We start from the raw sequence: 10,573 nt of genomic DNA, 5'->3' as shown, positions 1-10,573 counted from the left end.
CGAGTTCAATGGATTGCCTTGGTACATGGATGTCCCCCAGTGATGTGCGTGCAGCTTCGTGCTGCACGGTGTTGTGGGTCCGACGATGCGGACCCGGTGGTCGACCTACTCGACGCGCCGGCCCTTCGCCGGCCGTCGTCGAACGCCTCGCCCTATGACGCCGCAGACGTCGTCGTCTGGGCGTGATGCCATGTGGCCGGTCGGCGGAGAACGACGTCGGCGGCGGACCGGATCAGTACACCTTGCAGGAATACGTCGTAGACCCATTCGATGATCAGCGGCGTGGCCAGAAGGCGGGCTCTCAGCCCGCGGTGCCAGACGGTCACGACGCGTTCCGCGACGAAGATCAGTCCCAGTGACGTCCAGATGGGATGGACTCCGAACTGCCCGGTGGCGACGATGTGCGCGGTGTAGGCGAGGTAGACCCACATCGCCAGTACCCCGAACGCCATCCCCGCCTGCTGCACGGCATACGGCCTGGTCACGCGGGTGAGTCCGTAGCTGCGCAGGTTCTCCAGGGCGCCGCGCTGCCAGCGCAGCCGCTGCATCCACAGGTCGCGCCAGGTCGGCATGACCTCGGTGACGACGATGCACTCGGGCGGCGAGACGCAGCGCAGCCCCATGCTCTTGATGGCGAGAGTGATCTCGTTGTCCTCAGTCAAGGCCGACGTGTCGTAGACCTGACCGCGGTGTTCGAGCAGATGTGCCAGGACGTCGACACGGTGCAGGGTTGCTGTGCCGGTCAGCACGAGCGCGTCGTCGCCGCGGCGGGCGATTTGGCGCTGGTAGCGGGCGTACTCGTTCCGCTGGAGTGCGGCAAGAATCCCACCGCCGGGTTCGCCGAGGAATATCCCGCCGACAGCGCCGATCCGATCGTCGCCGGTGAGCGTCGCACTGGCCACCTCCAGGAACCGAGGCGCGACGACGGAGTCGGCGTCCATCACCAGGATCACGTCGGTCCCGCGTAGCTGCGGCAGGAGCACGTCGAGTACCTGGTTGAGCGCGCCCGCCTTCTTGTCCGTGTTCGCCACTGTCCCAACGACTTCGGCGCCCAGATTCTCGGCGACCCTCGTCGTGTCGTCGGCGCAGTTGTCGGCGACCACGATCACGCGGTCCGGACGACGCGTCTGCTGCGCCAAGGAGTGCAAGGCCGCCCCGATGCGGTCTTCCTCATTGTGCGCCGGCACCAGCACGGTGACGCGGATGTCGTGATCGACAGCATGCGAGCGCAGCTGGCTCATGTCGGTTCCCCCCGATGTGTGCCGCCAGCCCACACAAGCGTGTGGGCTGGCGGTCCCCCCTCGCCCATATACGGACAAAATGGACTCATCTCCATTAGACACGTTCAGCCGCCTTTGTGCTCGCCGAAAGGTGGTGAACGCTGGACTTTTCTATGGAGGCCTGCTTACTCTGTGTGGCTTCTGCTTACCTACTGTGAGGAAGTGCTGCTTGGAGTAGGCGCCAGTGCGACTAGGTAGAACCCGCACACTTTGTAGGTAGTTTCCGCATCGATGAGATCGCGGGGAGCCGGGCGAGCGGCGCCCTGCCGGCCCGGGATCGATCCGCGGCTATGGGCGGTGTAAGTAGTTTCCACATTTTTTGTACGTGTTATCCGCTTAACCTCCGCCACGGCGCGTCTCCAGCAGGACGCGAGCGGACGCGTCCGGCATAGTGCTGAATCGTGCCGGGTCGATGGTTCGGCCGAGCTCCATCGTGGAAGCTCCGCGCACCGTACCCGGCTGTCAACCGGCCGTGGACCGACCCTGGTCGTACTGCCGATCTCTGTGACCTCCAGAGGGGTGGGGTTACAGGCTTGCAGCTGCGCCCTCGGCTTCTCACGCGGTCGGGGGCGCTCAGCAGGTGACCCTCCATGCCCGCCGCCGCGTCGCGCGGGCCGCCCCGAAATGTGATGTACGGCATACAACCCAGGCGTGCGATCCGCAGCGTGCCGACGCTCTCACCGTATGTGAGGGCATGACTCGACAACGCCGCGGGCCGCCGGCCACCCAGTCGCACGACCTGCACAACGTCCTGCACGACGTGGGGCCATGAGCCGCACGCTGCCGGACACTCGGGAACGGCGAAGGGAGACAGCGGTGAAGAACGAGCATGCGGTCCTGGTTACGTACGGCTCGTGCGCGGAAGCCATCGCGCTGGCGCCGGTGGTGCTGGAGCTGAGGAGATGCCACTGGATTCGGCCCGTGGTCGGCGCACCGTTGACAGGCGGTGACGTGTTCGACGAGGTGCAGCGACTCTTTCACATCGCGCCCGACCTCGATCTCGACGCCGCGGGTTTCGGCACGTCGCTGTCAGACATGGTGATCCGAACCCATGCGGGACACACAGCGTCGCTGGAGCGGAGTGCCGCTTACCTGGTGGCCCGCGGAATCGACGCGGTGCTCGTCGTCGGCGACTCTGCGCTGGCTTTCGCCGTCGCCCTGGCAGGGTTTCACGGCGGGCTCCCTGTGATCCACGTGGATGCGGGCGTGCGAGGCTCCCGCCCCGAGGAACGTTCCACGAGCGGCAGCACTGGCCGGCTGATCTCGCAGATCGCATCCCTTCACCTGGCGCCGACGGAGGCCGAACGGCGGACACTCCTCGACGACGGTGCGCACCCGGCGGACGTGGTGGTGACCGGCCGGCTCACGGTCGACACTCGGATGGCCTCGGCGGGCAACCCGTTCGGTGACGGGCGCGCGGCTGCTCGGGTCCGGGCGGCCGCCGAGGAACTGCTTGGGGTCGGCAGTCGGCTGCCCGACTTCGGGCGACCGCATCTTGTATGAGACGCGGCGCTGGTTCCCGGGCCGCGGATGCTCAGGTCGCCGGTGTGAAACCGAGGTGGGCGAGTGCCTGACGGAGGAGAACGCCGTGACCGCCGCGAGTTTCGTGCTGAACGAGGTCCGCGGCGGCCTCCTCTGGGGACAGCCAGGCAAGGTCGAGTGCGTCCTGCCGTGGATCGCAGTCTCCCGTCACGGGGACGACGAACGCCAAGGCGACGGCGTGCTGCCGGGGGTCGTGGAACGGCGTCACGCCAGGGGTGGGGAAGTACTCCGCGATGGTGAACGGCAGCGGCGACATCGGGATGCGTGGCAGTGCGAGCGAGCCCAGATCCTTCTCGATGTGCCTGAGTAATGCGTCGCGGATCCGCTCATGGTGCAGTACCCGGCCGGCCACCAGTTCTCGGTGGATCTCGCCGCTCGGTGTCGAGCGCAAGAGCAGGCCGATGGAGGTGACCACACCTGTGTCGTCGACACGTACCGGGACGGCGTTGACGTACAGGATCGGCAGCCGATTCCGGGCGAATGCGAGGTCGTCCGGGTCGAGCCAGTTCTCGTGCGAGTCAACGGCCGTCTGGTTCATGTCTGTAGTTCTACCGGATGATCAACCTCCACGCAGGCGGCTCGCCCGAGTCGGACGGCCATAGGTGACAAAGGTCTCCCTTCCAGCCCCAGCGGCGAGGCCGAGGCGGGCCGGCTCATTCGAGCGGGACGACGGCGGTGGACCGGGCGGTGACCGTGAACGACGTCGCGCCGGAGGTGACATCGCCGGCGATCATGAGCGGAACGGAGGCGCCGAGCTCGACCGTGACTCTTCCACCCGGCTCTACCGACACATTCGCCACCCAGAGATCATCGAACTGGCCCGCCAGATCGTTGCGTGTGACGTAGCCGGCGACGGCCTCCTGAGCCGCCGCCTCGGACAACGGCAGCGATGAGAGGGGATCGCCGCTGTACAAGCTGTGGTGTGCGACCTGCTGAGCAGCCGCGGTCACCGCGCCGTCGGCCCAGGCCACCAACGAACGTCGCTGCAAGAAGACGTTCGAGGCGTTGGCGACGACCGCGACCACCAGCCCGAGAATGATCGCGAACCCAATGATCATCACCGTGATCTGCCCCGACTCGCGCCGTCCCGAGTGGGACACGTAGCGTCCCGCAGCGCGCGCGTCATGACCGTCGTTCGGCAGGACGTTGTGCGTACCGATCCGGCTCATGGCAGCTCCCGGTAACGGTCGACGACGGCGGTGTGGGTGGCCGAGACCGGGATGTGCGCGTTGACTGTGCCGGCCAGGAGGTCCGGCACGAACGGCACCGCCACGTCGGTGCTGGCAGTCACGGTGATCTCGGCTCCCGGCTGGAAGCATGGGTTCGCGGTACACGAGAACGTGAGGGAGACGTCACCTAGCCCGAGACCCTGGTCGCGCAGCGCCACCGACGCCGCGGTCCGTGCTGCCGCCTCGTCGCCCGTCGTCACGTACAGCCGGCCCGCCTCGCGTACCGCCTGCGTGACACCGTACGACGATCGCTGTACCTCAAGCGTCGCCAGCAGCACGTAGACCACGGGCACCAGCAACAGGAGGCCGAGGAGATGGAACTCGACGATCGCTCCACCGCGCTCGTCGCGAAACCGGCGGATGAGACGCGGTGGACCGGACACGCGCCTCACCCTGGCTCGGCGACGGCGTGACCGGAGACGCTCAGCCCGCGGTCGACACCGAGCAACCCGGCGAGCGGGAGCGTCGTCGTGACATTGACCTCTACGGTCGCGGCGCCGTCGAAGTCGACCAGGCGGGAGCTCACCTCGCCCGCGAGGCTGGGCGACAACGACTCGGCGATCAACGCCTCGGTCCTGGCGGCACCGTCGGCCAGGCCTCGGTTCGCGTTGGCGGCATAGCGGGCACCTTCCGCCGCGCTGGCGACGAGCGTGTTTCGGACGTGGATGACGAATCCCACCTGAAGAATGGCCAGGAACAGGATGGTCAGCAGGACCGAGATCAGTGTGAACTCCACGACGGCGGCTCCGCGCTCGCGGGTGGGGCGATCCCGTGCGGGTCGTGGCGCCATGATTTACGGTGCGACCAGGTCAAGCGCGGCCTGAAGGATCTGCTGGAGATAGCTCTCGGCAAAGGGCCAGAGGACCGCCACGATCCCCGCTGACATTATGGTGACGAGCACCCATCCAGGTACGTCACCTCTTTCCTGACGGATCAGTCTGAGTGTGCGCGCGAATAGGGACCGCATAGCAGATCGAGGTGGCATGGACATGTGTTCCTTTCCGGTGGGGGACCTGTGTGGACGTCGTCGGAGCGCGGTCACGGCACGACCGTCCCGATCTGGATGAGGCCCGGGAAAAGCGCGAAAGCGATCGTGACCGGCAACACGAGGAAGACAATGGGCATGAGCATGACGATCTCCTTCCGGCTCCCGATCTCCATGAGCTGTCTCTTCCGGAGCTCCCGGACGTCGGAAGCCTGGGCGCGCAGGACATCCGCCAGCGGAGTTCCACGCTCGACGGCGACTGCGATGCCATCGACGAACCGAGCCAGCGGCGTCAGGCTGGTGCGTTCCGCGATGCGGTCGAGTGCGTCCACCAGGCTCACGCCCATCCGGGCATCCGCCAGAGCACGATGAAGTTCCCGGGTGAGCTCGCCGCGACTGGATCGCGCCACGCGTTCCAACGCACCGACCGGTCCCTCGCCCGCCGCCACCGACAATGCGAGAAGGTCGGCGATGGTGGGAAACTCGGCCAGCATCCTCCGTTCCCGGTCCCGGACGGCAGCGGACAGCCGGTGGTCACACAGCACCACGCCGCCGACCGCCGCGGCAGCGCAGAAGATGAGCAGGAGCACCGGCGATCCCGTGTAGCCACGGGTGAGCATCAGCAGGCTCAGGGCGACGGCGGCCGCGCCGGCCGCGGCACCCCACAGCAGCTGCTGGATGCGGAACTCGTGCAGGCTCTGGCCCCGGCCGGCCTGGTCCAGCCGCTTGCGTATCGATGCCCCACCGCCGAGGACGCGTTCGAGGGACTCGGCCCCGCGCACCAGGTAGGGGCGGGCGATTCGTTCAAGCGTCGGGAATGGTGTGAAGACCTGTTCAGCGAGGATCCGCTGGATCCGCTCGTCCGACGGCGCACCGACGTACGGCGCCAGCCTGTCATCCAGCGTCGGCCGATTCCGATACGGCAGCCGCGACCACACCATCAGCAGTCCGCATCCGACGGCAGCCCCGATGAGCGCACCGGATGTCCAGCTCGGGCTCATCGCAGAACCCGCTCGTCGCGCGGTAGCCGGCCCACCCGCATCATCAACCGATAGGCGACACCGCACAGCCCGGCACCTCCGGCCAGCACCAGCCAGCCGGACGGGGCGTTGAACGCCTCCACCGAAACGGAACGGAGCGACAGGAGTGCGAGAAGAACCCAGGGTGCCGCGACCGCCAGCCGGGCGGCATTGACCACCCAGGATTGACGTGCCTCCAGCTCGGACCGGGTGCGTGCGTCCTCGCGAAGGAACGAGGAGAGTGTTCGCAGTAGGCGGCCGAGGTCCGAGCCGCCGACGTCGCGGGCGATCCGCAGCGACTCGACGATGCGGTCCCCGGTCGGGTCGGCAAGGCGTCGTTTCAGAGCGTCGAGGCATTCAGCGAACCGGCCCGTGGCGCGGTAGTCCTCTCCGAAGCGCCTGAAGGTCAGGCGCAGAGGTTCCGGGCCGCGGGTGCTCAGCTGGGTCAGCGCCTCCGGAAGGGACAAACCGGCCCGCACCGCGGATGCGAGGTTGTCCACCGCGTCCGGCCACAAGTCACGGAGCTCTCGCTGGCGTGCGCGTGCGCGCATCTTGACGAGTGCGACCGGCGTGTATCCGCCGAAGACGGCGAACGCGATGGCGATGGGCAACGTCCGGGAGACAGCGAGGAACGTCAGCCCGGTGACGGCGCCCAGCCCGGCGCAGGACATGAGCAGTTGCCTGGCGGTCACGGCCTCCAGCCCGGCCTCGGCGATCAGCTCGTCGAGCCGGGACAACACGCCCGGCTTCGACTGACGAGTGGACGCATGGTCGGGGCCGTTCCATCCTTGCCAGATCATCACCACGCCCACGCCGAAGGTGAGACCGAGGAGCGCACCCATCAGTTCGCCTTCCCCGCCTGGCGGTCCAGCAGTTTCGTGACGTCGAAACCTGCCCGGGAGAACCGCTCGGCGTGTGGTGGGTGCCCGTCGGCGCGAACCAACCGGTCGCCCCGTCGCACAAAGATCGGCTCGAGCTCGATGACCTCGTCCTCAACCCTTCCGGGCACGGCGACGATCTCGCGGACCCGTCGTTGCCCGTCGTGATCGAGCTCGACGTGGACGACGAGGTCAACGCAACCGGCGACGGTCGGGACGATGAACTCGCTGCCGATGTTGGTGCCGGCGAGCAGAGGTAGCAGTGACAGCTTGACGACGGCCTCTCGGGCGCTGTTGGCGTGCAATGTGCAGGCTCCGGGCTTTCCACTATTGAGCGCCATCAGCAGGTCGAACGACTCCTCCTGCCGGACCTCCCCGACGACGAGGCGGTCCGGTCGCATCCGCAGCGCTTCTTTGACCAGCCTTCGAAGGCTGATCTCGCCGGTGCCTTCCAGGCTCGCCTGCCGGGTCTGCATGCTGACGACGTCCGGCAGCGGCACGCGTAACTCGAGCACCTCCTCGCATGTGATGACCCGTTCCCGTGCCGGTATCGCCGCCAGAAGGCAGTTCAAGACGGTCGTCTTTCCGGCTTGCGTTCCGCCGGAGACCAGGACGTTGAGCCCGGACACCACGCATGCGTCGAGGAACTGGGCGGCACCGCTGGTCAGCGTCCCGAATCGCACCAAGTCGTCGAGGCTGCTCGCAGGCAGCACGTGTTTGCGGATGTTCACGCACCAGTGCCGGGTGACTTCCGGAATGACCACGTGCAGCCGGCTTCCGTCCGGGAGCATGGCGTCGACGAACGGGTTGGAGAAGTCGACCCTTCTGCCTGAGCTCTTGAGCATCCGTTCGACCATGCTCCGGACCTCGTCGGCCGTGAGGATCACTGTGGTGAGCTCGCTGCGCCCGCGGCGGGCGACGAAGACCCTCCCCGGCTCATTCACCCAGATCTCCTCGACCTCCGGATCATCGAGGTAGGCCTGCAGAGGCCCATAGCCTGCGACGATGTCGACGACGGCGCGCGTCGCCTTCTCGACGTCATCAAGGGGCGGCAGCGGTCTGGACAGGCTGCGCTCTTGATACGCGACGACGACGTCGTCGACGATGCGGCGGACCGCCTTGCGTTCCGCGACAGGGTCGATTCCCTCACGTCGCACGAGGTCGCGCACGTCGCCGACGATGATTTCGACAGCATCCATGACTGGCCCTACCCACACCATGTGTCGAACAAATGACAGGCTGCGACAGCCCGGCGCCCCCACGTCGGCCGCTCGTCAGGGCGTTGATCATGCCGTTAAATCGCCGTGGGATCAACCCCCATTTTTGCTGGTAAGAAGGACTAGACCACTCGACAGGCAATTTGTCACAAATAAAGTCATACATGCAGTTTCGATGTGTTGAGTTCTTGGCGCATCGGCACACGGCATCATCGGCCATGGAGCGCGTACCCTTGGTGGACGTGGCAGAACGTGACATCGAAGCAGAGATCGCCGAACTCTCCCAGACCTTGGATGGTGTGGAGCAGGTTCTCGAGCCGGACAAGCTGCGGGAGCAGGTTGCCGAGCTCGAAGACCAGGCTTCCGCGCCGGACCTTTGGGATGACGTGGACCGCGCCCAGAAAGTCACCAGTAGGCTCTCCTACGCTCAGGCTGAGCTGCGCAAGGTGGATGAGCTGCGCCGACGCGTCGACGATCTGCCCGTGATGCTGGAACTCGGCCGCGATGAGAGCGATGCCGATGCGATGGCCGAGGTGGACCGCGAGATCCACGCGCTCCACGAACTGATCTCGGATCTGGAGATCCGCACCTTGCTCTCGGGTGAGTACGACGAGCGGGAGGCCGTCGTCACCATCCGTTCCGGGGCCGGAGGGGTGGACGCGGCGGACTTCGCCGAGATGCTGATGCGGATGTATATGCGGTGGGCCGAGCGGAACGGCTACAAGGCCGAGGTGCTGGACACCTCGTACGCCGAAGAAGCCGGCCTGAAGTCCGCCACCTTCGAGGTCAAGGTGCCGTTCGCGTACGGGAAGCTGTCCGTCGAGGCGGGCACGCACCGCCTGGTGCGGATCTCGCCGTTCGACAACCAGGGGCGCCGTCAGACCTCCTTCGCCGCCGTCGAGGTGGTTCCGCTGATCGAGCAGACCGACCACATCGATGTGCCGGAGAATGACATCCGGGTGGACGTATTCCGTTCGTCCGGCCCAGGCGGACAGAGTGTCAACACGACCGACTCCGCCGTGCGCATCACGCACTTGCCCACAGGGATCGTGGTGTCGATGCAGAACGAGAAGTCGCAGATCCAGAACCGTGCCGCCGCGATGCGTGTCCTTCAGTCCCGGCTGCTGCTCCTGCAGCGGGAAGAGGAGCAAGCGCATAAGAAGGAGCTGGCCGGCGATGTCAAGGCATCCTGGGGCGACCAGATGCGCTCTTACGTCCTGCACCCGTACCAGATGGTCAAGGACCTGCGGACCGAGGAAGAGGTCGGCAACCCGCAGGCTGTGCTGGACGGCGATATCGACCGCTTCATCGAGGCCGGCATCCGCTGGAGGAAGCAGCAGCAGACGGCTGCGGCCTAGGGATTGGGCTGGTGTAGCCGTGGAGAGGGAGAAGTTCTTCTCTTTCTCACGCGGCCGGCGGGCAGCTGAGGCGGGCTGGTTGCGTGAGTCGCCGCCGGCCGAAGATCAGTCGAAGAATTCTCCCTCCCCACCTCGGCGACACCAAGCCGAGGTCGGGGGCGACGCGAACTGGGGTTGCGCACTGAAATCCGCCCACCGCGGCAAATCGGTACGAGCCGGGTCTAGTCGGGCGGTTCGGCCTTGTGTATTGTTCCGCGTGGTCGCGTGACGCATGCGGCCCAGGCCTTCGGGGGGCCTGTAGAGACGCTGCAGTACATGAGAGGCCAGGTTGTGTTCGCATGCCTAGTTCCGTGAGATCAGTGCGCCCTGCGAAGGGGCGTTCCATCATTTCGGCCGGGTTTGCCGGCCTGCTAGCCGGAGGCACGGTGCTCGCGTTTGGCGCGTTTGCACCCGCAACGGCCGTGACCACCGTCGAAAAAGAGGGCGAAGACGGCTACGAGGACTACTACGACGAAAAGAATCACCCCAAGACCTGTGAGGAAGCTGACCTCGACGGCGAGTTGCTGATCAGGGTCGAGGACGAGAACGGTGACGGCGCCGAGGAAGAGGGCGTCATCAAGGGCACTATCTCTGAGGACGGCAAGTACCTCAACATCGAAAAGCTCGATGACGACCTGGTGATCACCGGCACGATGGTCAAGGGCGGCCCTGCCTACCGCATCTACTACGGCGAACCGGTCCCGGACATGACTGCGCCGCCGCTGAACGGTGAGTCGTCCGACGAGTTCGCGCCGACGACGTGGGGCAAGGACAAGGAGAAGTTCCCGGAGATCAGCAACTGGTTCGTCTGCGGGGAAGAGCCGGAGGACCCGGAGGATCCTGAAGATCCCGAGGACCCGGAGGACCCGGAGGACCCGGAGGACCCGGAGGATCCTGAAGACCCGGAGGATCCCGAGGACCCTGAAGACCCGGAGGATCCTGAAGACCCGGAGGATCCCGAGGACCCTGAAGACCCGGAGGACCCCGAGGATCCCGAGGATCCCGAGGACCCTGAAGACCCGGAGG

The 10,573-nt window shown here is 66.4% G+C and carries 11 protein-coding genes; 3 read left to right on the top strand and 8 right to left on the bottom strand.

Going from position 1 to position 10,573, the window contains the following annotated elements:
• Positions 1-152: 152 nt before the first annotated feature.
• Positions 153-1,241, bottom strand: a complete 1,089-nt coding sequence (locus ELR45_RS16500) for a glycosyltransferase family 2 protein (protein ID WP_129667391.1) — start codon at positions 1,239-1,241, stop codon at positions 153-155.
• An 807-nt stretch (positions 1,242-2,048) separates the two neighbouring features.
• Here ELR45_RS16500 and ELR45_RS16495 point away from each other — a divergent pair.
• Positions 2,049-2,783 (top strand): UDP-N-acetylglucosamine 2-epimerase, encoded by a 735-nt coding sequence (locus ELR45_RS16495; protein ID WP_129667390.1) that lies wholly within the window; start codon positions 2,049-2,051, stop codon positions 2,781-2,783.
• Positions 2,784-2,814: 31 nt separating this feature from the next.
• On the opposite strand, the gene ELR45_RS16490 is transcribed toward ELR45_RS16495, so the two are convergent.
• The 7 genes from ELR45_RS16490 to ELR45_RS16455 form a co-directional block, all read right to left on the bottom strand.
• Positions 2,815-3,360 (bottom strand): NUDIX hydrolase family protein, encoded by a 546-nt coding sequence (locus tag ELR45_RS16490; RefSeq protein ID WP_129667389.1) that lies wholly within the window; start codon positions 3,358-3,360, stop codon positions 2,815-2,817.
• A gap of 115 nt (positions 3,361-3,475) precedes the next feature.
• Positions 3,476-3,991: a pilus assembly protein TadG-related protein gene (locus ELR45_RS16485; RefSeq protein WP_129667388.1), complete on the bottom strand. Its 516-nt coding sequence runs from the start codon at positions 3,989-3,991 to the stop codon at positions 3,476-3,478.
• Entirely contained in the window at positions 3,988-4,434 is a 447-nt protein-coding gene (locus ELR45_RS16480) for a pilus assembly protein (RefSeq protein ID WP_129667387.1), read from the bottom strand. Before ELR45_RS16480 ends, ELR45_RS16485 begins: the two co-directional genes overlap by 4 nt.
• Before the next feature lie 5 nt (positions 4,435-4,439).
• Positions 4,440-4,787 carry a TadE family protein gene (locus ELR45_RS16475; RefSeq protein WP_205856722.1) on the bottom strand — a complete coding sequence of 116 codons (348 nt, stop codon included), beginning with the start codon at positions 4,785-4,787 and terminating at the stop codon, positions 4,440-4,442.
• Between the two features lie 302 nt (positions 4,788-5,089).
• The gene (locus tag ELR45_RS16465) at positions 5,090-6,037 is read right to left on the bottom strand and encodes a type II secretion system F family protein (protein ID WP_129667384.1); all 948 of its coding nucleotides are present in this window, start codon (positions 6,035-6,037) and stop codon (positions 5,090-5,092) included.
• Positions 6,034-6,897 carry a type II secretion system F family protein gene (locus ELR45_RS16460; RefSeq protein WP_129667383.1) on the bottom strand — a complete coding sequence of 288 codons (864 nt, stop codon included), beginning with the start codon at positions 6,895-6,897 and terminating at the stop codon, positions 6,034-6,036. Before ELR45_RS16460 ends, ELR45_RS16465 begins: the two co-directional genes overlap by 4 nt.
• On the bottom strand, positions 6,897-8,132 hold the full coding sequence (locus ELR45_RS16455; RefSeq protein WP_129667382.1) for a TadA family conjugal transfer-associated ATPase: 1,236 nt from the start codon (positions 8,130-8,132) through the stop codon (positions 6,897-6,899). Before ELR45_RS16455 ends, ELR45_RS16460 begins: the two co-directional genes overlap by 1 nt.
• A 260-nt stretch (positions 8,133-8,392) precedes the next feature.
• On the opposite strand from ELR45_RS16455, the gene prfB reads away from it, so the two are divergent.
• Entirely contained in the window at positions 8,393-9,508 is a 1,116-nt protein-coding gene (gene prfB, locus ELR45_RS16450) for a peptide chain release factor 2 (protein WP_338069599.1), read from the top strand.
• A 461-nt stretch (positions 9,509-9,969) separates the two neighbouring features.
• Positions 9,970-10,573, top strand: a 604-nt coding sequence (locus ELR45_RS40965) for a hypothetical protein (protein WP_240759790.1), incomplete at its 3' end; no start/stop codon positions are given.

It is taken from the genome of Phytoactinopolyspora endophytica, from assembly GCF_004138495.1.
In the GTDB taxonomy this organism is placed as follows: domain Bacteria; phylum Actinomycetota; class Actinomycetes; order Jiangellales; family Jiangellaceae; genus Phytoactinopolyspora; species Phytoactinopolyspora endophytica.
The sequence above is the reverse complement of the archived record's forward strand: the minus strand, read 5'-3'. Positions and strand labels throughout refer to the sequence as shown.

Coding starts and splice junctions, on each gene's coding strand:
- ELR45_RS16485 (WP_129667388.1), bottom strand. CDS start 3,991: ATGAGCCGGATCGGTACGCACAACGTCCTGCCGAACGACGGTCATGAC.
- ELR45_RS16490 (WP_129667389.1), bottom strand. CDS start 3,360: ATGAACCAGACGGCCGTTGACTCGCACGAGAACTGGCTCGACCCGGAC.
- ELR45_RS16455 (WP_129667382.1), bottom strand. CDS start 8,132: ATGGATGCTGTCGAAATCATCGTCGGCGACGTGCGCGACCTCGTGCGA.
- ELR45_RS16500 (WP_129667391.1), bottom strand. CDS start 1,241: ATGAGCCAGCTGCGCTCGCATGCTGTCGATCACGACATCCGCGTCACC.
- ELR45_RS16495 (WP_129667390.1), top strand. CDS start 2,049: ATGAGCCGCACGCTGCCGGACACTCGGGAACGGCGAAGGGAGACAGCG.
- ELR45_RS16465 (WP_129667384.1), bottom strand. CDS start 6,037: ATGAGCCCGAGCTGGACATCCGGTGCGCTCATCGGGGCTGCCGTCGGA.
- ELR45_RS16460 (WP_129667383.1), bottom strand. CDS start 6,897: ATGGGTGCGCTCCTCGGTCTCACCTTCGGCGTGGGCGTGGTGATGATC.